The organism is Methylobacterium planeticum (assembly GCF_008806345.1).
GTDB lineage: Bacteria > Pseudomonadota > Alphaproteobacteria > Rhizobiales > Beijerinckiaceae > Methylobacterium > Methylobacterium planeticum.
In genome coordinates this window covers 47,686-72,408 of the sequence record NZ_VZZJ01000013.1, presented here as the reverse complement: position 1 = coordinate 72,408, position 24,723 = coordinate 47,686, and the positions used below count along the sequence as shown (strand labels likewise).

Below are 24,723 nucleotides of genomic sequence, written 5' to 3'. Positions count from 1 at the left end.
GCCGCTCCGGCCGAGCTTCGGGGCAAGACATAGTTCCGGGCAAGGTTCGCTTCCGGGCAAGGTTCGCTTCCGGGCAAGGTTCGCTTCGGGGCAAGGTTCGCTTCGGGGCAAGGTTCGCTTCGGGGCAGGAACCGCGTCGGGGCGCGAAACCGCGCCCTCCCGCCGATCGGGGGCGGAGCCCATGTTTTGATGTGGCGGGGCGCGCCGCCCGATGGTCACGTCCCCGGGCTCACCTCCGCGGGCCGCGCGCCATGTTCCGGATCCTCGCAGCCTGCGCCGCCCTCCTGATCGCGGCGCGCCTGCACGCCGCCGACGTGCCGCCGGCGACGCCCGAGGCCGCGGCCCGCATCGAGGCGATGGTCAACAGGGCCGCGGCCCTGGTCGAAGCCGAGGGCGCCGCGGCCTTCGCGGCCTTCCGCAAGCGCGGCAGCCCGTGGCGCTTCGACGACATCTACCTGTTCGTCTTCGACCTCGACGGGCGGGTTCTCCTCAACGTCGAGTTCCCGCATCGGGAGGGCACCAACCGGCTCAAGGAGCGGGACGCGGACGGCAAGCTGTTCCACGAGGACTTCATCGCCGTCGTCCGCAGCGACGGCTCGGGATGGGTCGATTACATGTTCCCGAAGCCCGGGCAGAAGCAGGCCTCGGCAAAGTGGAGCTACGTCCGGGCGGTGACGATCGGGGGCAGGCCGGGGCTGATCGGCGCCGGCTTCTACGCCGACTGAAGGCCCGGGCCGGCGCGGCAGGATCACGCCGGCACCCGGGGGGGCGTCGCCGGCCGGCAGGCCGGGGGAGGGCGGCCCCGTGCGGGTCCGGCCTGACCATCTGCTGCTGCGGCCGGCGCCCTGACGGTGCTGCAACCGTCCCCCCACGGCAGCGTCCTTCCCGCCGCGGGCCGGCCCGCTATGGTGCGGTGCATCCAAAAGCAGGCGCCGCGCTCCCCCGCGCCCCGGCCCGACCCTCGCGGGTGCCGGCGCCGCGGGAATGCGCGGCCAGCGATCCGAAGGCTGACCGATGAGCGATCTCCTCACCCGCCCGGACGTCGCGGACGTCGGGGCCGCCGGGCAGGCTGCCGGCACGCCCGTGCCGCCGCTCGCGGCGCCCGGCCGCCATCCCGGCCTCGTCCTGGCGGCCCTGGCGATGGGGGGCTTCGCCATCGGCACGACGGAATTCGCCGCCATGAGCCTGGTGCCGGATTTCGCCCCCGACCTCGGCATCGACGCGCCGACCGCCGGCCACGTGATCAGCGCCTACGCCCTCGGGGTCGTGGTCGGCGCGCCGGTCATCGCGGTGCTGGCCGCCCGGATCGCCCGGCGCACCCTGCTGGTCGGCCTGATGGTGCTGTTCGCCCTCGGCAACGGCCTGTCGGCGCTGGCGCCGAGCTACCACGGGATGCTGGCCTTCCGCTTCCTCGCGGGCCTGCCGCACGGCGCCTATTTCGGCGTCGCCGCCCTGGTGGCCGCCTCGCTCGTCCCGCGCGAGCGGCGCACCCAGGCGGTCTCGCGGGTGATCGCGGGGCTCACGGTCGCCACCGTGGTGGGCGTGCCGCTCGCCAACACCATCGGGCAGCTCGCGGGCTGGCGCTGGAGCTTCGGCCTCGTGGCCCTGCTGGCCGTGATCACCGCCACGCTGGTGCGCATCCTCGCGCCGCTCGGGGCGCCGGCCCCGGGGGCGAGCGCCCTGCGCGAGCTCGGCGCCCTGCGGCGCGGGCAGGTCTGGCTCACCCTCGCCACCGGGGCGATCGGCTTCGGCGGCCTGTTCTCGGTCTACACCTACCTGGCCTCGACGATGCTGGAGGTCACCCATGCGGGGCCGGCCGCGATCCCGCCGGTGCTCGCCCTGTTCGGCCTCGGCCTCACGGTCGGCAACCTCGCCTGCGCCTGGGCGGCCGACCGCGCCCTGATGCCGGCGGCCGGCGCGACGCTGGTCTGGAGCGCGGCGGCGCTCGCCCTCTATCCCTTCGCCACCGGCAGCCTCTGGACCCTCGGGCCCGTGGTGTTCCTGATCGGCTGCGGCGGCGGCCTCGCCACCATCCTGCAGACCCGCCTGATGGACGTGGCCGAGGAGGCGCAGACCCTGGCCGCGGCCCTGAACCACTCGGCCTTCAACGTCGCCAACGCCCTCGGCCCCTGGCTCGCCGGCCTCGCCCTCTCGGCGGGCCTCGGCCTGCCCGCGACGGGCTGGGTCGGCGTCGCCCTGGCCCTCGGCGGCCTCGCGATCTGGGCCGTCTCGGCCCTGGCGGAGCGGGCCGGCCCGCGGGTCGCCGGGCAGGTGTCCTGAGGCGGGCCGATCTTCCGGGGCCAGCAAGTCTTCCGGAGCCAGCAAGTCTTCCGGGGCCAGCAAGTCTTCCGGGTCAAGCGGGCGCGTCCCGATAGGGGGGCGCGCCCGCCTCCGGGCAAGCCCTGCCCCGGGCATAAAAAAGGCCGCCCCGGTGAGGGAGCGGCCCGAAGTCTAGGGAGGAAACGCCCAAGAAGGGCACACCGTCGCGACGCCGTCGCGGCGGTGCATGCGCATCTTCTCCCACGGCGCGCTGCACCGCACAATCCGCCCTCGGCGTAGGGCTGGCATGCCAGCATTGCATGGAAACGTTTCCAGCTTGGCCGAACGGGCGCCCCGGAGGCGCGCAACGCATGCTCGCGAAAAAATCAAGGCGGGATGAGTACTCGTAATCCTTTTGCCTCGGGCGACAAACGGCCGAGCTTCATCGTATGAAGGGCCCGAGATGTCGCGACGGCCGCTGCCGTCCGAGGGGAATCGATGGGCGTGGTGATCCGGACCGCACTCGGGGTCGGCCTCCTGCTGGCGAGCGCATCCCCCTCCTGGTCGCAGGCGAAGCGGTCCCTGATCTGCAAGGAGCAGGTCTCGGTCGGCCTGACCCAGGGCGAGCCCGGCAACGCCCTGAAGGCCGACGCGGTGCCGCGCCGGACCTTCTCGCTGATCCTCAGCCGCGACATGCTGAACATCATCCTGGCGGGCCGGACCGAATTCTACGAGTGCCAGGACGTGACCTACCGGACCGACGGACGGCGCCGGTCGAACACGATCAAGTGCCAGAACGCGACCTACTTCTTCACCCTCGACCTCGTGAAGCTGACCTTCGGCAAGGCGCAGCTCAACCCCGAGGACGAGACCGACGTGAAGTTCAGCTACGGGTCCTGCGCGCCGATCTGAGGCGGGCCCCCGTCACTCGACCAGGATCAGGAGCGTGGCGTAGCCGGCGATCGCCACCAGGACGAGGCCGAGGAGCACGGCGAGACGGCCGAACGTCCTGTGCCGCGCCGCGTCGCCGGGATCGGCCGGGGGGTGATCCTGCCGGCGCTCCCCCTCGGGGCGGTCGCCTGGATCCTGAACCGGGTCATCGCTCATGGCATCGCCCGAGATGTGCCGCGCAAGCTCCACGCCCCCGGCGGGGAGCCTAGCGTCGGCGGGCGCGGCCGGCAGCCTCATTTGAGGGATCGGCGGGGCAGGGCGCCGGCTCGGCCCGGGCGGGGGCCTCAGGCGGCCTGCCCGGCGACGTCCAGGGCGACGCCCTGGCCCCGCAGGACGTTGTGGATGCGCCGCGCGAGGTCGGGGGTGAGGCCCGCGATGCGCAGGTGGATGGTGCTGCCGCGGGCGCTCCCGCTGACCCACAGGACGTAGCGCAGCCCCTCGGACCGGAGTTGCCGCAGCATCTGCTCAGCCCCGATCCGCACCACCTCGTTGTTCATCGCGATCGTCGCTGCGTCCATGCCGGCCTCCGCGCCCCCTTCTGGTGAGAACGGCGGGGCGGGCGGGCTATTCCGGGACCCCGGACCCGCCTCGCCCGGGGCGTCCGCCTCCGGCAGCACCGGGGCCGTGGCAGCGCGGGCGGGGGGCGAGAGCGTCCGGAATCGGACCCGGGCGGGGTCGCCCGCCCGGCTTCCCTCCGGTAAGCCCGGCCCCGTCAACCCTGGAGGGAAGCGCTTGACGTTCATCATCGGCGCGATCACGTCGGACGGACAGGTCGCGTTCCAGACCGCATCGCCGGAGGCGGCGCTCGAGCGGGCCAGATCCCTCGCGGGGGAGGCGGCCCGGGAAATCCGGGTCACGGACATGAACGGGCGGGTCTACGACGCCGCGGCCTTCGACGCCTGCTTCGTGCGCGCAGGAGCCCGGGGATCTCGGGCAGGTCGTCGGGGAGGCCGATCGGGAATCGGGTTGGCGGAGGGTTAAGCCGCCCCGCGGGAGAAGCCCGGGCGGGGTTGGGGCCGCCCGCGCCGCGGCCTCAGCCCGGCGAGCGCAGGTTGAAGCTCAGCAGCGTCGCGACCCGGTCGGCGAGGGCCGTGACGGCGATGCCCGGATTCTCGGCGCCGAAGGCCGCGGCCGCGACGTGCATGCCGAGGACCGGCACGAAGACCAGGGCCATCATGAAAACGATCACGGCGATGCTGCGGTCGCGCCGGGGCCGGACTGCGCCCGCCGCGGCGGGGCGGGCGGAGGCGCCCGCGCGGGATCTCGGGAGAAACATGGCTCACCTCGTTTCGGACCGGCCGCCGAGGCCGGTCGCGGGCGAGCCGGATCGAACGATCAGGCGCGGGTCACGCGGCCAGCCAGGAGCGGCAAGGTCGATCGACTACTGTCGTCGGGCATCGGGTCGTTCGGTTCCTGAGGAGCCCCGCGAGCGGGCGATCGGCGCGCGCGCGGAGACGCTGTTCTGATGATCGGCTGCGATGCGTTCGTCAACCCGTCCCGGCCCGCCCGGCCACATCTTCCGGGCGCTGGGGATCGCCGGCCACACCCGACCGCTCGCCGCCGCTTGCCGCACGCGCCGGCCTTCCGGTGTCGATAACGGCGCCCGGCCCCGGCCTGTTCCCGGCCGTCAGTGCCTCGCGTGGTCGCAGCGGTAGGGTCGCCCGTCCTCCGCCCGGGCATGGGTGACCCGGCCGCCCGCGCTCCGGCACTCGGCCGAGAAGGCCGACAGGGTCCCGCGCTCGGACAGGGCGAGGCTGAGCGGCGTCAGCGTCACGACCAGCAGGAACCAGGCGATGAGGCCGAGCACCCAGCCGTTGGCCCGCCGCGGCGGTCCGGGCGGGTCCTGCCACCCGCGCCGGGGCGGCGGCGGGCCGAGGAAGGCGACGCTGAGCCCGACCCAGACGAGTGCGGTCATGAGCAACCCCGGATGGCGATTCCCGCCAAGAGGACCCGCGCAAGAGTACCCGCCTCCCGGCCGCCCGCACAGGGGTGATCGCGCGGCGGCGGCGCTGCCCGGTCAGGCGAGGTCGAGCTCGAGCGCCAGGTCGGTGAGGTAGGCGGCGATGCGGCGGCCGACCTCGGCATCGGCGCAATCGACCCAGAAGCCGACCGCCAGGGTCTCGCCCTGGTGCTGGCGCAGGACCGATTCTGCCATCAGGGCGACCTCCCGCTCGGTCGCGGCCGAGACGGTCCGCACGGCGTCGCGGATCGCGATGGTGACCCGGTATGCGGTCGTGAACATGGTCGGACGGGATCCCGGTCGCGCCGCGGGATCGGGCTCGGTCGGCGCGAGTCCCCTCAACGGCTGCCCGCGCCGAACGGATCCCCGCTTCGTTCATGATTTCTTCAACGCCCGGTGCCGGCCGGGGACGCCCGAAACCCCGGGGCGGCGCCTGGACATCGCGCCCCGAACGCCCCCTCAATGGAGCCCGGGAGATCCGAGATCCGATGCGACCTGCCCCCTGTCACGCCGCCCTCCTGGCCGCGCTCCTCACCCCCCTCCTGGCCCCCCTCCTCGCCGCCCTCGCCGGGCCTGCCGCGGGAGATGACGGCGCCGGCCTGCGCCGCGGCGCCGACCCGGCGGCGGTCAGCATCTCGGGCCTGTCGTCGGGGGCCGCGATGGCGGTGCAGTACTCGGTCGCCCATTCCGCCTCCGTGACCGGGGTGGGGTCGATCGCCGGGCCGCTCTGGGGCTGCGCCGAGGGCAGCGTGTCCCGCGCGGTCAACGCCTGCATGTGCGGCCGGGGCCCCCTCGCCGAGACCCTCGGGACTGCCCGCCGCCTGGCCGCCGACGGGGCGATCGACGGGCTCGTCTCCGGCGTCCCGCAGCGGCTGCGCCGGGCCTACCTGTTCCAGAGCCCGGCCGACGAGACCGTGGCGTCGACATCGGGTGAGGCGAACGCCGCCTTCCTGGCGGGCTTCATCGGCAGCGCCCCGGAGGTCGACCGGGGCAACGCCCGGGACGGCAGCGACGGGGCGGGCCACGGCATCATCGCGCCCGGCCCCGGCACCGATGCCTGCGCCTTCGACGGCCAGGAAACGCGCTACGTCCGCAGCTGCGGGGCCGCCGACAATGCGGGGGCTATGTTCCGGGCCCTGTTCGGGGATACGGCGCCCGGCGGCGCTCAGCGGGTCGATTCCGTTCCGGAGGGCGAGATCTGGCGCTTCGACCAGCGGCGCCTGATCGAGCGGGTCACGGCGGACGCCCCGTCGATCGCCGATGACGGCCTGAACTGGTTCTGGCTGCCGACGACGAGCCGGCGCCGGCGCAACCTCGACATGGCCGAGGCGGGCTACCTCTACGTTCCGCCAACCTGCCGCGCTGCCGGCAGCGCCTGCCGCGTCCACGTCGCACTGCACGGCTGCAAGCAGGATGCCCGGACCTTCGCGCGGCTGGCGGGCTACAACAACTGGGCGGAGGCCTACCGGACCATCGTGGTCTATCCGGCGATCGCCCCGGGCGAGCCCGTCGCCGGGGGCGTCTGCCGCGCGCCGCCCGTGAGCGGGGCGGTCGACGCCGCCTGGTTCGAGCCCAATCCCAACGGCTGCTGGGATTGGTGGGGCTACCTCGACACCACCTCCCGGAAGGGCCGCTACCTCACCCGGGCGGCCCCGCAGATGCGGGTCCTCGACGCGATCATCGCGGAGGTGACCGCCTCGCGCTGACCGAGCCAAGCGCCCCGCCGCTCCTGCGCGGGGCCGGCTCAGCCCTCCTTGAAGCCGTATTCCGGCACGCCGTCCTCGTTGCCGTAGTACTTGTAGGGCAGGAACTTGCCCGACATGGCGAGCTTCACCCGGTCGCCCTTGTTGTTGGCCTCGCGCTCCATGGTCATGTTGAAGTCGATGGCCGACATGATGCCGTCGCCGAACTCCTCCTGGATCAGCTCCTTCCAGGTGGTGCCGTAGACCATGACCAACTCGTAGAAGCGGTAGATCAGGGGGTCGGTCGGTGGCATCTGCGGGATCGAGCCGCGATAGGGCGCCTCGTTGAGCAGGCGCTCCTCGGCTTGGCTCAGGCCGAACAGCTCGGCGGCCTTCCTGGCCTGCGCCTTGGGCAGCTTCATCTGGCCCATGCAGGCGGCGGTGATGAGGATCGGCGAGATGCCGCCGATCTCCTCCTGGATGTGCTTCCAGCTCCAGCCCTTCTCACGCTTGATGTCGAGGAGCTTCTCGGTGAGGTCGTCGCGCTTCATGGAACATCTCCGGGGTTGAGGAGCGGGCAAGGGGTTCGCGTGCTCCGGGACGGCGCGTCCCGGAGGGGTGAGGCTCGGTGGGGGCCGCCGGGCGTCGAGGACGCCGCCCGGGGCTCCGTGGTGCGGCTCAGGCTCGCTTGGCCGCGGGGCCCGCGCTCGCCACGATCGCGTCCGCGTCCGACGGGCTCAGGCTCCGGCACACCACCGGCGGGTGGCGCTGGTCGTAGCCCTCGGGCTGCGCGTCGCGCAGGGTCTTCGAGCGGGTGACCAGGAAGTTGCGTCATCGCCCGTCGGGGTCGCCGCCGCGTGCTCGGCCTGGCTCGCATGCGCGCCGCAGGACCAGCCGCGGCGGCCCAGGCGACGTCGGGCGTCGAAGGGATTGTCGAACAGGGCCATCAGCGCCTCGCACGGATCGGGACCCGTCCTCTCGAGCAAACCGCGTGCCAGAGATTCCGGTTTTGAAACAGGAGCAAAAACAATGATTTAGAAAACCCGGCGAAATCACGAAATGTCGTGTATACTGAGATTTCGTGATTTCGAACACGAGATGTCGTGATGCTGGAGCGTGCTCGGGCCGACGCGCAGGGATTCGGCCTGGCCTTCGAGGCCTCGCGCGAGCCGATGCTCGTCCTCGATCCCGTGGCCGACCGGATCGTCGACGCCAACGCGGCTGCGGCCCGCCTCCTCGGCTATCCGCGGCCGGCGCTCGCCGGAATGGCGGCGAGCGCGCTGCATCCGGGCCAGCGCCCGGCCCTCATCGTCTTCACCCAGGCCGTGCAGGCGAAGGAGCGCTGGTGGACGCACGCGCTGACGCCTCGCCACGGCGCGGGGCGGGCGCTACGGCTCGAATACGCCGCCTCCCTGCTGCCTGGCCCCGAGCAGCGCTTGCTGGTCACGCTCGCCGACCGCGACGAGCGCCAGCACCGCGGCATCGACCGGGAGGCTGACGCGCATATGCGGGCCGGCCTCTCCGAGTGGCAGCGCATGGAGCGGATCTTTCGCGATATCGAGCGCGAGAATCAGCTGATCCTGCGCGCGGCCGGGGAGGGGATCTACGGCGTCAACGCCGAGGGGGTGACGACCTTCATCAACCCGGCGGCCGAGCGCATGCTGGGCTGGAGGGCCGCCGACCTCGTCGGGCGCGACATGCACGCCACCGTCCACCACACCCATCCGAACGGGGCGCATTACCACCACCACGATTGCCCGATCTACGCCGCCTTCCGCGACGGGGCGGTGCATCAGGTCGACAGCGAGGTGTTCTGGCGCAAGGACGGCACCGCCTTCCCGGTGGAGTACACCTCGACGCCGATCCGGGACCGGGGCCAGCTTCTCGGCGCGGTCATCGTCTTCCGCGACGTCAGCCAGCGCCGCGAGGCCGACGAGCGCCTGCGCACGGCGCTCGCCGAGGTCGATTCGCTGCGCGCCCGCCTCGAGCTCGAGAACGCCTACCTGAAAGAGGAGATCCGGGCCGAGAGCCACCACCAGGGCATCATCGGCCGCTCGCCCGCCATCGAGGCGACGCTGCGCCAGGTCGAGCTCGTGGGCGGCACGGACGCCACCGTCCTGGTCACCGGCGAATCCGGCACCGGCAAGGAGCTGATCGCCCGCGCCATCCACGAGGCCAGCCGGCGCCGGGACCGCCCCCTGATCCGGGTGAATTGCGCGGCGATCCCGCGCGAGCTGTTCGAGAGCGAGTTCTTCGGCCATGCCAAGGGGGCCTTCACCGGGGCCCTGCGCGACCGGGTCGGGCGCTTCGAGCTCGCCGACGGTGGCACCCTGTTCCTCGACGAGGTCGGGGAGATTCCCCTGGACCTTCAGGGCAAGCTGCTGCGGGTGCTGCAGGAGCGCTCCTTCGAGCGCATCGGCGACGAGCACACCCGGGCCGTCGACGTGCGCCTCGTGGCCGCGACGAACCGGGACCTCAAGGAGGCGGTGCGGCGAGGCCATTTCCGCGAGGACCTCTACTTCCGCCTGAACGTGTTCCCGATCGGCGCGGTGCCCCTGCGGGAGCGCCCGGAGGACATCCCGCTGATCGCCCAGCACTTCCTGAAGGGGGCGGCGCGGCGCCTGAACATCCCGGAGCCGCGCCTGACCCAAGGGGACGTGCGCCGCCTCACCCGCTACGCCTGGCCGGGCAACGTGCGGGAACTGGAGAACGTGATCGAGCGGGCCGCGATCCTCGCGGTGCGCGGGCGCCTGCGCCTCGACCTGCCGGAGGCCGACGGCGGGCCGGCGGGCGACCCCGCCGGCCCGCCGGCCGTCACGGGCCGGCCCGCCACGGAGCGCGAGCGCCGGGCCCGCGACCGGGCCGACATCGAGGCGGCCCTCGCGGCCTGCGGCGGCAAGGTGTTCGGCCCGGGCGGGGCGGCCGGACTCCTCGACCTCAAGCCGACGACCCTGGCCTCGCGCATGAAGGTCCTGGGGATCCGGCGGCCGCGCGGGTGAGGGGCGTTGCGGGATCGCCGCGCGGCCCGGCGGATCCGCGGGCCGCTCGGGCATTCTCCGGGATCCCGGCAAACGCCCTAGTCCACCGCCGCCCCGTGCAGCTCGGCCTCGGTGAAGCGCTTCTGCTCCTCCATCACCAGAGCCGCGAGCTCGCGCTTGAGGGCGTTGAACTCGCCCGAGGCCGTGTCGCGCGGGCGCGGGATCTCGACCCTGAGATCGCGCTTGATGCGCCCCGGGCGGTAGGTCATCACCAGGATCCGGTCGGCGAGGTAGATCGCCTCTTCGATCGAGTGGGTCACGAACACGATGGTCTTGCGCGATTCCGCCCAGATCCGCAGCAGCTCGTCCTGCAGGGTGCGCCGGGTGAGGGCGTCGAGGGCCCCGAAGGGCTCGTCCATCAGCATCACGGGCGGGTCGAGGGCGAGGATGCGGGCGATGGCGACGCGCTGGCGCATGCCGCCCGAGAGATCCTTCGGGTAGCGCTTGCGGAAATCCGACAGGCCGAGGGTCGCGACGATCCGGTCGACCGTGACGGTGGCCTCGGCCCGGTTCACGCCCTTGATATCGAGACCGAAGCGGACGTTGTCCTCGACGTTCATCCAGGGGAACAGCGCGTATTCCTGGAACACCATGCCGCGCTCGGGGCCGGGCTCCGCGATCGCCTGCCCGCCGAGGGTGATCGTCCCCTCGCTGAGCGGCGTGAAGCCCGCCACGGCGTTGAGCAGGGTGGACTTGCCGCAGCCCGAGGGGCCGAGCAGGCAGAGGAACTGGCCCTCCGGCACCGTGGCGCTGATGTCCTGCAGGGCCGCGACCGCCCCGCTGCCGCTGCCGAACACCTTGCTGGCATTGGCGATGACGATTTCTGCCGACATGCGGAGGCGTCCGGGCTCAGCGTTCAAGGCCGCGATGCCAGCGCAGCAGGTGATCGTTCAGGCGGGACATGCCGCCGTCGATGATGAGGCCGAGGATTCCGATGGTCAGCATGCCGCCGATGATCTTGTCGGACCACATGTACTCGCGGGCCTCGAGGATGCGATAGCCGAGGCCGTCCGAGACCGCGATCATCTCGGCGACGATCACCACGATGAAGGCGGTGCCGATGCCGATGCGCATCCCGGCGAGCACGAAGGGGCTCGCGGCCGGCAGAATCACCCGCCGGAACATGGTCCAGGAATTCGCCCCGAGGTTGCGGGCGGCGCGGATGTAGATCGAGTCCACCTGCCGCACGCCCGCGATGGTGTTGACGAGCACCGGGAAGAAGGTGCCGAGCGCGATCAGGAACAGGGCCGGCGGGTTGCCGAGGCCGAACCAGACGATCGCCAGCGGGATGTAGGCGATCGGCGGGATCGGCCGCAGGATCTCCAGCAAGGGGCTGAACAGCCCGTAGAGCCGGTCGCTGGTGCCGAGGAGGAGCCCGATCGGCACCGCGAGCCCTGCGCCGATCACGAAGCCGCTGAGCACGCGCGCGAGGCTCGCCACCGCGTCGTGCGGCATCTCGCCGGAGAACAGCCAGGACAGGTAGCTCTGGCTGCCGGGCTCGTAGGGCAGGCCGGGCAGGAGCCCGGAATACCACTTCACCGCCACCGCGCTCGGCGGCGGCAGCACGATCGGGGAGAACACGCCGACGCGGCTGAGGATCTCCCAGAGGATCAGGAGGGCGACCGGGACGATGGCGCCGCGCAGCCGGGACAGGGCCATGGCGCGGCTCAGTTCGTCTTGAGCTCGGCCTTGGCCTTCTCGAGCAGGTCGAGCTTCACCCACTCGTCGTCGCTCTTCGGCGGGTTGACCATCTTACCCAGGCCGTACTTCATCATGTAGTCCGTCGTGGTCTGCATATGCCCGGCCGGGACGTCGTAGGTGTACTTCGCGTTGGCCATGCCGTCGCGGAAGTCCTGGCTCGTGAGCTGGCCCTTGAAGACCTGCTCGCGCACGTACTTCTCGGCGAGCGCCGGGTCGTCGATGAACGCCTTGGTGGCGGCGACGAAGAGCTTGAGCACGCGGGCGGCGACCTCGGGCCGCTCGTTGTACATCTTCTCGGTCATCACGAGGGGGCGCACCGGCACGCCGATCGGCGTGTCGTAGGGTTTCACCACCTCGGCCGCGTAGCCGGCGCTGATCGCCTGGGTCGATTGCGGCTCGCTCTGGCAGATGATGTCGACGTATTTCTGCGCCAGCGCCTGGTTCAGGTCGGCGTAGTTGTTGAAATAGGTCAGCTGAACGTCCTTGCCGGGCCGCTCGGACCAGGTCATGCCGTGCTTGTCGAGCTCGGCGAGGAGCATCAGGTCCTGCGTTCCGCCGCGCACGGTCGCGACCTTGCGCCCCTTCACGTCGGCGAGCGACTTGATCTCGAGGTCCGGCCGGCGGAGGATCCGCACGCCGCCATTGGCGAAGCCCGCGACCACGTAGAGCTTCACCCCGTTGCCCCGCGCCGCCACCGCGCCGTCCGCGCCCGAGGCCGAGATGTCGATCTGGTCGACCGCCATGGCCGGGTAGATGTCGGCACCCTTGGCGAAGACGCGCTCGTCGATCTTGAGACCGAATTTCGGGGCGATCTCCTTCATGTAGGAGATCGCCCCGTAATGGGCGAATTTCAGGTTGCCGAGACGGACGAGGTCGTCGGCTCGGGACGGGACGGTCATCGCGAGGGCGAACAGGGCCGCACAGGCCGCCGTGGCGCGCAAGATCATCGTATTCCTCCGACGGGGGTCGTGCGCCCCCTGTTGTGCCCCCGTGGAAACGGGTGGCCCTACATTGACTAGGCGAGGGCGTTGCTGAAAGTAAAGCGGGCGCAGGGTGTCGGTCGTGACAAACAACAATGGGATCCGCCGCGTGGCGGTGATCGGCTGCGGGACCGTCGGGGCGAGCTGGGCCGCCCTCTTCACCGCCCACGGGCTCGACGTCGCGGCGACCGATCCGGGGCCCGGCAGCGCGGAGCGCCTGAGCGCCTTCGTGGCACAGGCCCGGGTCCAGCTCGCGGAACTCGGGCTGACGGGCGAGGGCCGCCTCAGCTTCCATCCGGAGCTCGAGGCCGCGGTCTCGGGCGCGGAGTTCGTGCAGGAGAACGCCCCCGAGGCCGAGGGGCTGAAGCGGGAGCTCCTCGCCCGCCTCGACGCCCTCCTGCCCGCCGGCGTGATCATCGCGTCGAGCACCTCGGCGATGCTGCGCAGCGCCATCGTGGCGGATTGCGCGCGGCCGGAACGGTTCGTCGTGGCTCACCCGTTCAACCCGCCCCACCTCGTGCCCCTCGTGGAGATCGTGGCGGGGGATGCCGATGTGGCGGAGCGCGCGGCCGCCTTCTATCGCGGGCTCGGGCGCCGGCCGGTGATCCTCACCCGCGAGATGCCGGGGCACATCGCCAACCGCCTCGCCTCCGCCCTCTACCGGGAGGCGGTGAACCTCGTCGCCGAGGGGGTGGCGAGCGTGGCCGACATCGACGCGGCGCTCTGCAACGGGCCGGGCCTGCGCTGGGCCGCGATGGGGCCGCACATGACCTACCACCTCGGGGGCGGGGAGGGGGGCATCCGCCACTACCTCGACCATCTCGGCCCGAGCCAGGTCCGCCGCTGGGCGAGCCTCGGCCATCCCGAGCTCGACGCGGCCCTGAAGGACCGGATCGTGTCGGGCGTCGAGGCGGAGGCGCAGGGGCGCCCGATCGCGGAGCTCGAGGCCCGCCGCGACAGCGCCCTGATCGCCATCCTGAAGGCCCGCACCGAGGTCGCGGGCCGATGAGACGGCCCGGCGGCGGTCCGGTCCGCCGCGGGCCCACGACGCGCTTCCATCCCGAAAGGTGACGTTATGGTCGGCAGGACAGAACCCGAGGCGAGCGCGGCCGCGGACGGCGCCACCGTGCTGCCGATCGAGGATGCGAGCCTCACGGCCTTCTACAAGGACATGACGGTGCCCGAGCGGCGCACCTTCTGGGCCTGCGCCGCGGGCTGGGCCCTCGACGGCATGGACTTCATGATCTACCCGCTGGTGATCGGCACGATCATCAAGCTGTGGGCCGTCGATGCGGGCTCGGCCGGGCTCGCCGCCACCGCGACGCTGCTGGCCTCCGCCGTCGGGGGCTGGGGCGCGGGCTACCTCGCCGACCGGATCGGCCGGGTGCGCACCCTGCAATTCACCATCCTGTGGTTCTCGTTCTTCTCGCTGGTCTGCGCCTTCGCGCAGGATTTCACCCAGCTCCTGATCGCCCGCGCCCTGCTTGGCCTCGGCTTCGGCGGCGAGTGGGCGGCGGGCGCCGTGCTGATGGGCGAGACGATCCGGGCGCAGTATCGCGGCCGCGCGGTCGGCTCGGTGCAGTCCGGCTGGGCGATCGGCTGGGGGCTGGCGGTCCTGGCCCAGGCGATCCTGTTCACCTATCTGCCGCCTGAGGAGGCGTGGCGCTGGATGTTCGTCATCGGCGCGGCCCCCGCCCTGCTGGTGTTCTACCTGCGCGCCTATGTCGAGGAGCCCAAGGTCGCGGCCGAAACCCGCGCCCTCCAGGCCCGCAGGGGCGAGAGCCCGAGCATCTTCGAGATCTTCGCGCCCGGCATCCTCAAGACCACGATCCTGGCCTCGCTCCTCTCCACCGGCTGCCAGGGCGGCTACTACGCCATCACCACCTGGCTGCCGCGCTTCCTCACGACGGAGCGCAAGCTCTCGATCGTCGGCTCGACCGGCTACCTCGCCGCCCTGATCGTCGGCTCCTTCACGGGCTACCTCGTGGGCGCCTGGCTCTCGGACAAGATCGGCCGGCGCAACCTCTTCCTGGTCTTCTCCCTCGGGGCGATCGGCGTGGTGCTGGCCTACACGCAATTGCCGCTCTCGAACGAGATCCTGTGGGTGCTGGGCTTCCCGCTCGGCTTCTTCGCCTCCGGCTACTTCTCCGGCATGGGCGCCTTCCTGACGGAGCTCTACCCGACGCGGCTCCGGGGCTCGGGCCAGGGCTTCTGCTACAATTTCGGCCGCGGGATCGGCGCCCTGTTCCCGGCCCTCGTCGGCTACATCTCGGCGGGGATGACGCTGGCCAACGCGATCGCGATCTTCGCGGTCGGCGCCTACGGCCTGTTCTTCCTCTCGGCCTACGCGCTGCCCGAGACCCGCGGAAAGGTCCTGCACGTCGATGGCTGAAACGAGCGCGCTCGCCCCGAATGCCCGCCCCTGCCCGGGGCCGGACCCGAACCCGCGCGGACCCTCGCGCTACGCGGTGCCGGCAGGCGCCGTCGACACCCACGCCCACGTGATCGGGCTGCCGCCCGACGACCCGTTCGTGGAGGGGCGCAGCTACACGCCGCCGGAGGCGCGCGCCGAGACCTATCTGCGCATGCTCGACGCCACCGGGATGACCTACGGCGTCCTCGTCCAGGTGAGCGTCCACGGCACGAACAACCGGCGCCTGCGCGAGACCCTTCGGGCGCAGCCGGCGCGCCTGCGCGGGATCGCGGTGATCCCCCTCGGGCTGCCGGAGCGGGAGCTGCGGGCGCTCAAGGACGAGGGCGTGGTGGGCCTGCGCCTCAACGTGCTCTACGGCGGCGGCATCGGCTTCGAGCAGGTCGCGGCCTACGGCGACCTCTGCCGCGACATGGGCTGGCACCTGCAGTTCCTGATCGACGCCCGGACGCTGCCGCCGCTGGCGAGCGCCCTCGGGCGGCTGCCGGTGCCCTTCGTGGTCGACCATATGGGCCACATGCCGACCTCGGCCGGCCTCGACGATCCGGGCTTTCGCACCCTGGTGTCGCTGGTGCGCGACGGGGCCTACGTGAAGCTGCAGGGGGCCTCGCGCAACTCGGTCGCGGGGCCGCCCTACGCCGACACGATCCCGTTCGCACGCGCGCTCAACGATGCGGGCCCGGAGCGCTGCCTCTGGGGCTCGGACTGGCCCCACGTGGCCACCTGGGGCCCGATGCCGAATATCGGCGATCTCCTCGACCTGATGGCCGATTGGGTGCCGGACGCGGCGCGGCGCCACCGGCTCTTCGTCGAGAACCCGCAGAGGCTCTACGGCTTCCCGCCCGCGTGAGGGCCTGGGGCGGGACCGAGAGGAGACCGAATGATGGATCGCTGCGCTGACCTCCCGGGCCTTCTGGCGCGCCTCGGCGAGCGGCTCGGGCCCGCGGGCCTCCTCACGGCGGAGGCCGACCTCGCGCCCTACGCGGTCGATTGGCGGCGGATGTTCCACGGCCGGCCGGCGGCGGTGGCGCGTCCGGGGAGCACCGCGGAGGTCGCGGCCGTGGTCGAACTCTGCCGCGCGGCGGGCGCCCCGGTCGTGCCGCAGGGCGGCCATACCGGGCTTGCCGGGGCCGCGACGCCGGACGCCTCGGGAGGGCAGATCGTGCTCTCCCTCGCCCGCATGGACGCCGTGCGGGCGGTCGATCCGGTGGGCCTCACGATCGAGGCCGAGGCCGGCTGCATCCTGCGCGTCGCCAAGGACGCCGCCGAGGCGGCCGGACGGTTCCTGCCCGTGACCCTGGCGGCGGAGGGCTCGGCGATGATCGGCGGGGTCGTGGCGACGAATGCCGGGGGCCTCAACGTGCTGCGCTACGGCATGACCCGCGGCCTCGTCCTCGGCCTTGAGGTGGTCCTCCCCGACGGCACGGTCGTCGACGGGCTGCGGGCGCTGCGCAAGGACAATGCGGGCTACGATTGGAAGCAGCTCTTCATCGGCACGGAGGGGACGCTCGGGATCGTCACCGCGGCGATCCTCCGCCTCGTCGCCCGGCCCCGTCACACCGCGACGGCGCTCCTCGCCGTCGAGGATCCGGCGGCGGCCCTGCGGATCCTGCACGGCGCCCACGATGCGCTGGGCGACACGATCCAGGCCTTCGAGCTGATCTCCCGCGCCTCGATCGACCTCGTGGCCGAGCATGCGGGCCTGCGCAGCCCCCTGCAGGCCGCGGCTTGGTCCGTGCTGATCGAGGCCGGATCGAGCCTCGCGGGCCTGCGCGAGGCCTTCGAAGGCGTGCTCGGGGCGGCCCTCGAGGCCGGTGACGCCGTCGACGGTGTCCTGGCGGAATCCGGACAGCAGGCCGCCGGGCTCTGGGCCCTGCGCGAGAGCATCTCGGAGGCGGAGGGCCGCGCCGGGACCAGCGTGAAGCACGACGTCTCGGTGCCGATCTCGGCGATCCCCGCCTTCCTGGCCGAGACGGCGCGCGCGCTGGCGGAAGGGGCGCCGGCGGCCCGCCGCAACGTCTTCGGCCATATGGGCGACGGCAACATCCACTACAACGTGCTGACGGGTCCCGGCGACACCACGGAGGCGATCAACGCCATCGTGCACGGCGTGGTCGAGCGCTTCGGCGGCAGCATCTCGGCGGAGCACGGGATCGGGCAGTACCGGGTCGCGGAACTCCAGCGCCACCGGCGGCGGGGCGAGCTCGACCTCGCCCGCCGGATCAAGGAGGCGATCGACCCGCAGGGCCTGATGAACCCCGGCAAGGTCCTCCCCCGCTAACGCCCGCCCCCGTCGGGCGACCCTCAGACCGGAGCCCCGGCCCTTTGCGCGAATCGTCCGCCGACCTGCCCCTCGTGGTGATGACGAACCCGATCCATCCGGATGCGGAGGCGCTGCTGCGGCCCCGGGCCCGGCTGATCACCGCCCCCGACACCGGGGCCGGGACGCTCCGCGCCCTCGCGGCCGAGGCGACAGGGCTGATCGTGCGCGCCCAGCTCCCCGACGACATCCTCGACCATGCGCCGCGCCTGCGCGGCATCGTCCGCCACGGCGTCGGCCTCGATTTCGTCCCGATCTCGGCCGCGACGGCGCGGGGCATCCCGGTCGCGAACCTGCCGGGCAGCAACACGCAGGCGGTCGCCGAGCACGTCTTCGCCGCCCTGTTCCACCTGCGCCGGCAACTCGCCCGCCTCGACGCGACCCTGCGGGAGGCGGGCTGGATCGCCGCCAAGTCGCGCGCGAGCGACCTCGACGAGATCGGCGGCACCACGCTCGGCATCCTCGGCACCGGGGAGATCGGGCGCCGCGTCGCGGGGATCGCCCGCCACGGCTTCGGCCTGCGGGTGCTCGGCCACGCGCGCCGCAACCATAGCTTCGACGGGCAGATCGAGCCGGTCGACCGGGAGACCCTGTTTTCCGAGAGCGATGCCGTCGTCATCGCCTGCCCGCTCAACGACGAGACGCGCGGCCTCGTCGATGCCCGGCTGATCGGCCGGATGCGCCGGCGCGCCGTGCTCATCAACGTGGCGCGGGGCCCCATCGTCGAGGCCGCCGCACTCGCCGAGGCCCTGAAGGCCGGCCGGATCGCGGGAGCGGCCCTCGACGTCTTCGCGGTCCAGCCGTTGCCCCCGGACCACCCGCTCTTCGCCTGCCCCAACCTGCTCCTGACGCCCCACGTCGCCGGCACCAGCGCCACGAGCCTGCGCGTCATGGGCCTCGGCGCCGCCGAGGAGATGCTGCGCATCCTGCGGGGCGAGCCTCCGCGGAACCTCGTCAACCCGGAGGCGCTCGCCGGCGGCTGATCCCGCCGCTCCGGACCGGAGAACTGCGCCCAGGATTGACGAACCCTGATCCGGCGCATGCTTCCACCGCATGCGCCCGATGCCGTCGCGGCGATTGCTGCGATGCAGCATCGCGCGCATCTCTGGGGCTCAGGAAGCCGCCGGCTTCGCGTCACACAGCCTTGCGAGATCCCATGTCCTCCTCCGTCGTGCCCTCGATCCCCGCCGCGCAGTCCGGCCGCGGCTCCCTCGGGAGCCTGTTCGACCGCATGATCCAGGCCTGGCTCGGCCATTACCAGCGCATCATCGACGCCGGCAGCCACCCGCTCTGAGGTGGACGATCACGGGTCCGCGCTTACCCCCGGGCCCGTCCCGCACTAAGACAGGAGCGAACGGCGAGAAACAGACGACCGAGGAGACGCCCATGGATCTGGGTCTGCGCGGAAGGACGGCCCTCGTGCTCGGGGCCGGCGGCGGCCTGGGGCGGGCGATCGCGGTCTCCCTCGCCGGAGAGGGCGCCCGGGTCGCGGCGGCCGACATCGACGCGGACGCGCTGCGGCCGACGATGCAGGACATCGCCGCGGCCGGATCCGAGGGCCTCGCCCTGACCTGGGACCTCGCCGATCTGACGCAGATCGAGGCGCATGTGAGCGCGATCGAGGCGCGCTTCGGCCCCGTCGACATCCTCGTCAACAACACGGGCGGCCCGCCGCCGACCCCGGCGGCCGGCCAGCCCCCCGAGATCTGGGCCCGGCAGTTCCAGGCCATGGTGGTCTCGGTGATCGCCGTCACCGACCGTGTCCTGCCGCGGATGCGGGCGCGCGGCTGGGGCCGGGTGATCACCAGCACCTCCTCGGGCGTCGTCGCGCCGATCCCGAACCTCGCGATCTCGAACGCGCTGCGGCTCTCCCTCGTCGGCTGGTCGAAGACCCTGGCGCGCGAGGTCGGGCCCGACGGCGTCACGGTCAACATCGTGCTGCCCGGCCGCATCGCCACGAAGCGCATCCTGTTCCTCGACGAGGCCAAGGCGAAGCGCGAGGGCCGCGAGCCCGCCGCGGTCACCGCCGAGAGCACCGGCGCCATCCCGCTCGGGCGCTACGGCGACCCGCGCGAGTACGGCGACGTGGTGACGTTCCTGGCGAGCGCCCGCGCCTCCTACGTCACCGGATCGGTGATGCGCATCGACGGTGGCCTGATCGCCAGCGTCTGACGCGCCAGGCGGATCCCGGGCCCGAAAACCAGGAGGACACGATGGCTCTGACCAGCGCGATCAAGGGCGTGATCCCGATCGCTCCGACGCCCTTCCACCCCAACGGGCGCGTCGACGAGACCTCCCTCGATCGCATGGCCGACTTCTTCACCGGCGCGGCGGTCGATGGGGTCACGATCCTCGGCCAGCTCGGCGAGGCGCCCAAGCTCGACCATTCCGAGGCCGTCGCGATCGCCAAGCGGGTCATCGGGCGCCTCGACATCCCGGTTCTCGTGGGCGTCTCGGCGCCGGGCTTCGCGGCGATGCGCGCGCTGGCCCGCGAGGTGATGGAGCTCGGCGCGGCGGGCGTGATGATCGGGCCGCCCAACACCCTGCGCACCGACGACCAGATCGTCGCCTATTACCGCAACGCCGCCGAGGCGATCGGCCCGGACGTGCCCTTCGTGGTCCAGGATTACCCCCTGACCTTCTCGGTCGTGATGACCCCCGCGGTGATCCGCCGGATCGTCACCGAGTCCCCGTCCTGCGTCATGCTCAAGCACGAGGACTGGCCGGGCCTCGACAAGATCACGGCGCTCCGCGCCTTCGAGCGGGACGGCTCGATGCGCCACATCGCGATCCTGACCGGCAATGGCGGCCTGTTCCTCGATTTCGAGATGGAGCGGGGCGCGGACGGGGCCAATACCGGCTACGCCTTCCCGGAGATGCTGGTCGACGTGGTCCGGCTCTCGGCCGCGGGGAACCGCGACGCGGCGCACGACCTGTTCGACGCGCACCTGCCCTATCTGCGCTACGAGCAGCAGCAGGGGCCGCTCGGGCTCGCGGTGCGCAAATACGTCTTCCAGAAGCGCGGCATCTTCGCCTCCGACGCGCAGCGCAAGCCCGCCGCCAGCCTCTCCGCGCAGGCGAGGGGCGAGGTCGACTACCTGCTGTCGCGCATCGCCCGCACCGACCCGCGGGCCCGGATCGCGAGCTGATCCCGGGTGCCCGAGAGCGAGGGACCGACATCATGAGCAAGGGGCTGCGCAAGGGTCTCACCAGCTACGGCGATGCCGGGTTCTCCCTGTTCCTGCGCAAGGCCTTCATCAAGGCGGCGGGCTACTCGGACGACGCCCTCGACCGGCCGATCGTCGGCATCACCAACACGGCGAGCGACTACAACCCGTGCCACGGCAACGCGCCGGCCCTGATCGAGGCGGCCAAGCGCGGCGTGATGCTGGCGGGGGGCCTGCCGATGGTGTTCCCGACGATCTCGATCCACGAGAGCTTCGCCCACCCGACCTCGATGTTCCTGCGCAACCTGATGGCGATGGACACCGAGGAGATGATCCGGGCCCAGCCCATGGATGCCGTCATCGTGGTCGGGGGCTGCGACAAGACCCTGCCGGCCCAGATCATGGCGGCAGCGAGCGTCGACCTGCCGACCGTGGTGATCCCGGTAGGCCCGATGGTGGTGGGCCACCACAAGGGCGAGGTCCTGGGCGCCTGCACGGATTGCCGCCGGCTCTGGAGCGCGCACCGGGCCGGCGCGATCGACGAGGCCGAGATCGAGCGGGTCAACAGCCGCCTCGCGCCCTCCGTCGGCACCTGCATGGTGATGGGCACGGCGAGCACCATGGCTTGCGTGACGGAGGCGCTCGGCCTGTCCCTGCCCATGAGCGCGACCGTGCCCGCGCCCCATGCCGAGCGAATCCGGATCGCCGAACTGAGCGGCCGGCGCGCCGCCGAGATGGCGGTGTCGGGCGGCCCGCGCCCGAGCGCCCTCCTGACGCCCGCCGCCTTCCGCAATGCCCAGGTCGTCATGCAGGCGATCGGCGGATCGACCAACGGGCTGATCCACCTCACCGCCATCGCCAACCGCACGCCGCACCGGATCGACCTCGACGCCTTCGACGCTCTCGGCCGGGCGGTGCCGGTGCTGGTCGACCTGAAGCCCTCCGGTGCCCACTACATGGAGCATTTCCACCATGCCGGCGGCGTCCCGGCGCTGCTGCGCCGGCTCGGCGACCGCATCGATCTCGACGCCCAGACGGTGGCGGGCGGGACGCTCCGCGACGTGGTGGCGGCGGCCGAGGAGGTGCCCGGCCAGAGCGTGATCCGCCCGGCCGACGACCCGATCAAGCCCGTCGGCGCCATGGCGGTCCTGCGCGGCAACCTGGCGCCCCGAGGCGCCCTGATCAAGCACAGCGCCGCGAGCCCGGCCCTCCTCCAGCATACCGGCCGGGCGGTCGTGTTCGCGTCGATCCCCGACCTGACGACGCGGATCGACGATCCCGACCTCGACGTCGAGCCCGACGACATCCTGATCCTGCAGAACGGCGGGCCGAAGGGCGCCCCCGGCATGCCGGAGGCGGGCTACCTGCCGATTCCGAAGAAGCTCCTGGCGCGGGGCGTCAAGGACATGGTCCGGATCTCGGACGCGCGCATGAGCGGCACCGCCTTCGGCACCATCGTGCTGCACATCACGCCGGAATCCGCCGATGGCGGCCCCCTCGGCCTCGTCCGCACCGGGGACCGCATCCGCCTCGACACCGCGGGACGGCGGATCGACCTCCTGGTGGACGAGGCCGAGCTCGCGCGCCGCCGCGCCGCGCAAGCGCCCGTCGCGCGGCCTGACTGGGCGAGGCGGGGCTATGCCCGCCTCTTCCACGACACCGTGCTGCAGGCGGACGAGGGCTGCGACTTCGATTTCCTGCGCGCCGAGCCGACGGCGACCTGAGCCGTTCGCGCCGCCTGCGGGGCCTTGCGCAGGCGACGTGGTGGTGCTCGCGCGACCGCTCAGCCGGCCGCCATCCGCTCCGTCCAGCGATAGGCCACGCTCAGGGGCTGCGCCCGCCCCCGGATCGCCACGGAGCGCTCGCCCTCGAAGGGCATCGCGCCGGGCGCGATGCCGCTCGCGGCGACGAGGTCCGCGCTGACCACGAGGGCGGCGCGGAGATCCTTGGCGACCTCCATCAGGCGGCTCGCGACGTTCACGCTGTCGCCCGCCACCGTGATCTGCTGGTGATCGCTCGCCCCGAGGCGCGAGGCGACGACCTCGCCGTGATGGGCGCCGACGCGCAGGCCCACCGGCCGGCCGCGGGTCAGCGTGTGCGTCCCGAGCCAGGACCGGATCCGCGGCACGAGGCTGTCGGCGGCCACGAGCGCCTGCCGCGCGTCGCCGGGCTTTGGGTCGAGGAGGCCGAACACCGCGAGGGCGCCGTCGCCCATGAAGCTCAGCACCAATCCGCCGTGCCGGCCGATCTCCTCGCCCACGACGCCGTGGAAGTCGCGCAGGAACCGGTCGGTCCCCTGCGAGCCGAGCCGTTCGCTCAGGCGCGTGAAGCCGCTGAGATCGAGGAAGACGATCCCGACCTCCTGCGTCACCGGGGCGGCGAGGAAGCCCGGATCCTGCGCGAGGCGCGCCGCGAGCGCCGGCGGGTGGAACAGGCGCAGGGCGCGCTCGGATCGCGCCAGGTCGCGCGCGCGGCGCCGATCGAGTCCGAGGCGGCCGAGAAGGCCGTAGAGCAGCCCCGGGATCATCGCGGCGAGGGGCACGGTGGCGCTCAGCCAGAGATGCGACGAGAAGGCGATCACCGTCGCGGCGAGCCAGGCGAGGGCGGCGAGGATCACGACCGCGACGGCAAGGCCCGCGGGGGCGAGGGACACCGCGAGGGCGGACGCGACGGCCAGGACGATGGCGGCGCCCGCATCGATGCGCCGGGTGGCGGCATCGCGCACGAGGCCGTCGCCGGTCGCGAGGTGGCCGATGGCGGTCGCCAGCACCTCGACGCCGGGCAGGACCGGATCGTAGGGCGTCGCGAAGGTGTCGGCCGCGCCGATCGCCGTGGCCCCGACGACGACGATCCGGTTGCGCAACTCCTCCGCCTCGACCTCGCCCCGCAGCACGGCGCCCGCGCTCACGGTCCGGACCGTTCCGCGGGGCCCGTGGAGGCGGATCGGCAGGTTGAGGCCGAGATCGGGACGCGACCGCACGCCTCCGACGGCGATGCCCCCGGCCTCAAGCACGGGCTCCGCCCGGGCCGCCTGGGCGGCGAGGCGCAGGGGGAAGGAGGGCAGGGCGGTGTCGCCGAGGCGGAGCAGGAGGGGCACGTGGCGCGGGGTGCCGGCATGGTCCGTGGCGATGTTGACGAGGCCGATGCCGGTGCCGTCGCGAAACCGCGCGATCGGCCAGCGCACGCGCTCGGCGACCGGCAAGCCCGGAACCGGCACGGCCTCGGCTGCGCCCGGCGGATCGGCGCGGAACGCGGCCGCGGCCGCCAGGACCGCGCCCGCGTCCTTGAGGGCCTCGGCCAGCGCGGCATCGTCCGGGGCCGGCCCGGGATCGAGGAACAGCAGGTCGAGCCCGAGCGCCCGGGGCCGTGCGCCGGAGAGAATCCGGACGAGCCGCGCCATCGCGGCCCGCGGCAGCGGATACCCCCCGGCCTCGCGGATGGCCTCGTCGTCGAGGGCGACGATCACGAGGTCGGCCGGGGCGGGCTCGGGCCCGACGAGGAGGAAGCGGAGGTCGAGGAGGGGCGATTCGAGCCGGTCGAGGACGCTCGCCCGCCCGTCGCGGTGCCAGGCGGCGGCGAGGAGGGAGGCCGCGAGGGCGAGGGCGGCGGCCACGGCGGCGTGGGTGCGCCGCCCCTCGCGCGGCCATGCCCGCGGCCATGCCCGCATCAGCGGCCGAAACGCGCGAGCAGGCCTGCGGCGCGCTCCGGGCTCCACCGTTGCACGTGGAGCGAATTGCCCCCGGCCTCCACGTCGACGCCCTCGCCCGCCCGCAGCGTCACGGCCGGGCCTCCCGGGCGCGCGACGGCGACGCTGCCCGCGCGCACGAAGACCGCGGTCTTCTGAGCGGAGACGTCGACGGCCCAGACCGTGCCGCGGACCGAGGCGACGGCGTGGGGCGTGAGGATCTGGAAGCCGCCCCGGCGCGGCGGAACGTCGATCAGGAGGCCGCGGCTCGTCACCTCGGCGCTCTCGGGGCGGCCATCGTGGTTTCGGTCGACCAGCTTGTAGGCGGTGCCGGTCTCGGCGCTGACCGTCAGCCCGTCGGCGCAGGACAGAACCTGGCGCGGCGGGTCCGTGTAGGGCGTCACCGTGCAGCCGCGGCTCTGCGCCTCGGCCGCGCCGCTCCCCAGGGCCGCGATCGCCAGCACGGCCGCCGCGGCGGTGATCCGGAGAGGGCCGGTACGGCCGCTCCGGCCCGGAACAACATCCAGCATCCTGTCCTCCGGTCGGGTC

General features: G+C 72.8%; 25 protein-coding genes. 14 read left to right on the top strand and 11 right to left on the bottom strand.

What is annotated here, in order from left to right; genetic code table 11:
• The first annotated feature begins 251 nt into the window (after positions 1–251).
• From F6X51_RS15820 to F6X51_RS15810, 3 genes are all read left to right on the top strand, one after another.
• Complete coding sequence (locus F6X51_RS15820; RefSeq protein WP_150964649.1) at positions 252–725, top strand: cache domain-containing protein; 474 nt, start codon at positions 252–254, stop codon at positions 723–725.
• Between the two features lie 289 nt (positions 726–1,014).
• The gene (locus tag F6X51_RS15815) at positions 1,015–2,280 is read left to right on the top strand and encodes an MFS transporter (protein WP_150964648.1); all 1,266 of its coding nucleotides are present in this window, start codon (positions 1,015–1,017) and stop codon (positions 2,278–2,280) included.
• A 477-nt stretch (positions 2,281–2,757) separates the two neighbouring features.
• On the top strand, positions 2,758–3,171 hold the full coding sequence (locus F6X51_RS15810) for a hypothetical protein (protein WP_150964647.1): 414 nt from the start codon (positions 2,758–2,760) through the stop codon (positions 3,169–3,171).
• A 12-nt stretch (positions 3,172–3,183) separates the two neighbouring features.
• Here the strand turns inward: F6X51_RS15810 and F6X51_RS15805 are convergent, their stop codons facing one another.
• The 5 genes from F6X51_RS15805 to F6X51_RS15785 all read right to left on the bottom strand — a co-directional run bounded on the left by F6X51_RS15805 (position 3,184) and on the right by F6X51_RS15785 (position 5,452).
• Entirely contained in the window at positions 3,184–3,366 is a 183-nt protein-coding gene (locus tag F6X51_RS15805) for a hypothetical protein (RefSeq protein ID WP_150964646.1), read from the bottom strand.
• A gap of 128 nt (positions 3,367–3,494) precedes the next feature.
• The gene (locus tag F6X51_RS15800) at positions 3,495–3,728 is read right to left on the bottom strand and encodes a hypothetical protein (protein ID WP_150964645.1); all 234 of its coding nucleotides are present in this window, start codon (positions 3,726–3,728) and stop codon (positions 3,495–3,497) included.
• A 515-nt stretch (positions 3,729–4,243) separates the two neighbouring features.
• Entirely contained in the window at positions 4,244–4,486 is a 243-nt protein-coding gene (locus F6X51_RS15795) for a hypothetical protein (protein WP_150964644.1), read from the bottom strand.
• A 351-nt stretch (positions 4,487–4,837) separates the two neighbouring features.
• Positions 4,838–5,125 carry a hypothetical protein gene (locus F6X51_RS15790; RefSeq protein ID WP_150964643.1) on the bottom strand — a complete coding sequence of 96 codons (288 nt, stop codon included), beginning with the start codon at positions 5,123–5,125 and terminating at the stop codon, positions 4,838–4,840.
• A 102-nt stretch (positions 5,126–5,227) separates the two neighbouring features.
• On the bottom strand, positions 5,228–5,452 hold the full coding sequence (locus F6X51_RS15785) for a hypothetical protein (RefSeq protein ID WP_150964642.1): 225 nt from the start codon (positions 5,450–5,452) through the stop codon (positions 5,228–5,230).
• A 206-nt stretch (positions 5,453–5,658) separates the two neighbouring features.
• On the opposite strand from F6X51_RS15785, the gene F6X51_RS15780 reads away from it, so the two are divergent.
• Positions 5,659–6,876, top strand: coding sequence for a PHB depolymerase family esterase (locus tag F6X51_RS15780; protein WP_150964641.1), 1,218 nt, complete (start codon positions 5,659–5,661; stop codon positions 6,874–6,876).
• 38 nt (positions 6,877–6,914) lie between these two features.
• Here the strand turns inward: F6X51_RS15780 and cynS are convergent, their stop codons facing one another.
• Positions 6,915–7,403 carry a cyanase gene (gene cynS / locus F6X51_RS15775; RefSeq protein ID WP_150964640.1) on the bottom strand — a complete coding sequence of 163 codons (489 nt, stop codon included), beginning with the start codon at positions 7,401–7,403 and terminating at the stop codon, positions 6,915–6,917.
• Between the two features lie 555 nt (positions 7,404–7,958).
• Here cynS and F6X51_RS15765 point away from each other — a divergent pair.
• The gene (locus tag F6X51_RS15765; RefSeq protein WP_150964639.1) at positions 7,959–9,851 is read left to right on the top strand and encodes a sigma 54-interacting transcriptional regulator; all 1,893 of its coding nucleotides are present in this window, start codon (positions 7,959–7,961) and stop codon (positions 9,849–9,851) included.
• A 77-nt stretch (positions 9,852–9,928) separates the two neighbouring features.
• Here F6X51_RS15765 and F6X51_RS15760 read toward each other — a convergent pair whose 3' ends face one another.
• The 3 genes from F6X51_RS15760 to F6X51_RS15750 are packed head-to-tail and all read right to left on the bottom strand — an operon-like array spanning position 9,929 to position 12,538.
• On the bottom strand, positions 9,929–10,723 hold the full coding sequence (locus tag F6X51_RS15760; protein WP_150964638.1) for an ABC transporter ATP-binding protein: 795 nt from the start codon (positions 10,721–10,723) through the stop codon (positions 9,929–9,931).
• Positions 10,724–10,739: 16 nt separating this feature from the next.
• Positions 10,740–11,549, bottom strand: a complete 810-nt coding sequence (locus F6X51_RS15755; protein WP_150964637.1) for an ABC transporter permease — start codon at positions 11,547–11,549, stop codon at positions 10,740–10,742.
• 8 nt (positions 11,550–11,557) lie between these two features.
• A complete protein-coding gene (locus F6X51_RS15750) occupies positions 11,558–12,538 on the bottom strand; it encodes an ABC transporter substrate-binding protein (RefSeq protein WP_191970139.1) in 981 nt (326 codons plus the stop codon).
• Positions 12,539–12,653: 115 nt separating this feature from the next.
• Here F6X51_RS15750 and F6X51_RS15745 point away from each other — a divergent pair, with 115 nt between their 5' ends.
• The 9 genes from F6X51_RS15745 (at position 12,654) to F6X51_RS15710 (ending at position 22,213) form a co-directional block, all read left to right on the top strand.
• On the top strand, positions 12,654–13,580 hold the full coding sequence (locus F6X51_RS15745; RefSeq protein WP_150964636.1) for a 3-hydroxyacyl-CoA dehydrogenase NAD-binding domain-containing protein: 927 nt from the start codon (positions 12,654–12,656) through the stop codon (positions 13,578–13,580).
• Positions 13,581–13,646: 66 nt separating this feature from the next.
• The gene (locus F6X51_RS15740; protein WP_150964635.1) at positions 13,647–14,963 is read left to right on the top strand and encodes an MFS transporter; all 1,317 of its coding nucleotides are present in this window, start codon (positions 13,647–13,649) and stop codon (positions 14,961–14,963) included.
• Positions 14,956–15,852 (top strand): amidohydrolase family protein, encoded by an 897-nt coding sequence (locus F6X51_RS15735; protein WP_150964634.1) that lies wholly within the window; start codon positions 14,956–14,958, stop codon positions 15,850–15,852. Before F6X51_RS15740 ends, F6X51_RS15735 begins: the two co-directional genes overlap by 8 nt.
• 33 nt (positions 15,853–15,885) lie before the next feature.
• Entirely contained in the window at positions 15,886–17,283 is a 1,398-nt protein-coding gene (locus tag F6X51_RS15730) for an FAD-binding oxidoreductase (protein WP_150964633.1), read from the top strand.
• Between the two features lie 44 nt (positions 17,284–17,327).
• Complete coding sequence (locus tag F6X51_RS15725; RefSeq protein ID WP_246696825.1) at positions 17,328–18,305, top strand: NAD(P)-dependent oxidoreductase; 978 nt, start codon at positions 17,328–17,330, stop codon at positions 18,303–18,305.
• 173 nt (positions 18,306–18,478) lie between these two features.
• Positions 18,479–18,616, top strand: coding sequence for a hypothetical protein (locus tag F6X51_RS27955; RefSeq protein WP_191970138.1), 138 nt, complete (start codon positions 18,479–18,481; stop codon positions 18,614–18,616).
• Positions 18,617–18,708: 92 nt separating this feature from the next.
• Positions 18,709–19,494, top strand: coding sequence for an SDR family oxidoreductase (locus F6X51_RS15720; protein WP_150964632.1), 786 nt, complete (start codon positions 18,709–18,711; stop codon positions 19,492–19,494).
• Positions 19,495–19,535: 41 nt separating this feature from the next.
• Positions 19,536–20,471 (top strand): dihydrodipicolinate synthase family protein, encoded by a 936-nt coding sequence (locus F6X51_RS15715; protein WP_150964631.1) that lies wholly within the window; start codon positions 19,536–19,538, stop codon positions 20,469–20,471.
• Positions 20,472–20,503: 32 nt separating this feature from the next.
• Positions 20,504–22,213 (top strand): IlvD/Edd family dehydratase, encoded by a 1,710-nt coding sequence (locus tag F6X51_RS15710; protein ID WP_150964630.1) that lies wholly within the window; start codon positions 20,504–20,506, stop codon positions 22,211–22,213.
• A gap of 59 nt (positions 22,214–22,272) precedes the next feature.
• Here the strand turns inward: F6X51_RS15710 and F6X51_RS15705 are convergent, their stop codons facing one another.
• Both F6X51_RS15705 and F6X51_RS15700 read right to left on the bottom strand, forming a co-directional pair.
• Positions 22,273–24,156, bottom strand: a complete 1,884-nt coding sequence (locus F6X51_RS15705; protein ID WP_150964629.1) for a CHASE2 domain-containing protein — start codon at positions 24,154–24,156, stop codon at positions 22,273–22,275.
• A complete protein-coding gene (locus tag F6X51_RS15700; RefSeq protein ID WP_150964628.1) occupies positions 24,156–24,704 on the bottom strand; it encodes a FecR domain-containing protein in 549 nt (182 codons plus the stop codon). The genes F6X51_RS15705 and F6X51_RS15700 overlap by 1 nt, the downstream gene beginning before the upstream one ends.
• Between the last annotated feature and the right edge of the window lie 19 nt (positions 24,705–24,723).

Excerpts from the sequence above, each read along its gene's own strand:
- F6X51_RS15790 (WP_150964643.1), bottom strand. The coding sequence starts at position 5,125 with ATGACCGCACTCGTCTGGGTCGGGCTCAGCGTCGCCTTCCTCGGCCCG.
- F6X51_RS15805 (WP_150964646.1), bottom strand. The coding sequence starts at position 3,366 with ATGAGCGATGACCCGGTTCAGGATCCAGGCGACCGCCCCGAGGGGGAG.
- F6X51_RS15735 (WP_150964634.1), top strand. The coding sequence starts at position 14,956 with ATGGCTGAAACGAGCGCGCTCGCCCCGAATGCCCGCCCCTGCCCGGGG.
- F6X51_RS15800 (WP_150964645.1), bottom strand. The coding sequence starts at position 3,728 with ATGGACGCAGCGACGATCGCGATGAACAACGAGGTGGTGCGGATCGGG.
- F6X51_RS15785 (WP_150964642.1), bottom strand. The coding sequence starts at position 5,452 with ATGTTCACGACCGCATACCGGGTCACCATCGCGATCCGCGACGCCGTG.
- F6X51_RS15780 (WP_150964641.1), top strand. The coding sequence starts at position 5,659 with ATGCGACCTGCCCCCTGTCACGCCGCCCTCCTGGCCGCGCTCCTCACC.
- F6X51_RS15795 (WP_150964644.1), bottom strand. The coding sequence starts at position 4,486 with ATGTTTCTCCCGAGATCCCGCGCGGGCGCCTCCGCCCGCCCCGCCGCG.
- F6X51_RS15715 (WP_150964631.1), top strand. The coding sequence starts at position 19,536 with ATGGCTCTGACCAGCGCGATCAAGGGCGTGATCCCGATCGCTCCGACG.
- F6X51_RS15700 (WP_150964628.1), bottom strand. The coding sequence starts at position 24,704 with ATGCTGGATGTTGTTCCGGGCCGGAGCGGCCGTACCGGCCCTCTCCGG.
- F6X51_RS15820 (WP_150964649.1), top strand. The coding sequence starts at position 252 with ATGTTCCGGATCCTCGCAGCCTGCGCCGCCCTCCTGATCGCGGCGCGC.
- F6X51_RS15815 (WP_150964648.1), top strand. The coding sequence starts at position 1,015 with ATGAGCGATCTCCTCACCCGCCCGGACGTCGCGGACGTCGGGGCCGCC.
- F6X51_RS15710 (WP_150964630.1), top strand. The coding sequence starts at position 20,504 with ATGAGCAAGGGGCTGCGCAAGGGTCTCACCAGCTACGGCGATGCCGGG.
- F6X51_RS15730 (WP_150964633.1), top strand. The coding sequence starts at position 15,886 with ATGGATCGCTGCGCTGACCTCCCGGGCCTTCTGGCGCGCCTCGGCGAG.
- cynS (WP_150964640.1), bottom strand. The coding sequence starts at position 7,403 with ATGAAGCGCGACGACCTCACCGAGAAGCTCCTCGACATCAAGCGTGAG.
- F6X51_RS15740 (WP_150964635.1), top strand. The coding sequence starts at position 13,647 with ATGGTCGGCAGGACAGAACCCGAGGCGAGCGCGGCCGCGGACGGCGCC.
- F6X51_RS15765 (WP_150964639.1), top strand. The coding sequence starts at position 7,959 with ATGCTGGAGCGTGCTCGGGCCGACGCGCAGGGATTCGGCCTGGCCTTC.
- F6X51_RS15720 (WP_150964632.1), top strand. The coding sequence starts at position 18,709 with ATGGATCTGGGTCTGCGCGGAAGGACGGCCCTCGTGCTCGGGGCCGGC.
- F6X51_RS27955 (WP_191970138.1), top strand. The coding sequence starts at position 18,479 with ATGTCCTCCTCCGTCGTGCCCTCGATCCCCGCCGCGCAGTCCGGCCGC.
- F6X51_RS15755 (WP_150964637.1), bottom strand. The coding sequence starts at position 11,549 with ATGGCCCTGTCCCGGCTGCGCGGCGCCATCGTCCCGGTCGCCCTCCTG.
- F6X51_RS15760 (WP_150964638.1), bottom strand. The coding sequence starts at position 10,723 with ATGTCGGCAGAAATCGTCATCGCCAATGCCAGCAAGGTGTTCGGCAGC.
- F6X51_RS15705 (WP_150964629.1), bottom strand. The coding sequence starts at position 24,156 with ATGCGGGCATGGCCGCGGGCATGGCCGCGCGAGGGGCGGCGCACCCAC.
- F6X51_RS15810 (WP_150964647.1), top strand. The coding sequence starts at position 2,758 with ATGGGCGTGGTGATCCGGACCGCACTCGGGGTCGGCCTCCTGCTGGCG.
- F6X51_RS15750 (WP_191970139.1), bottom strand. The coding sequence starts at position 12,538 with ATGATCTTGCGCGCCACGGCGGCCTGTGCGGCCCTGTTCGCCCTCGCG.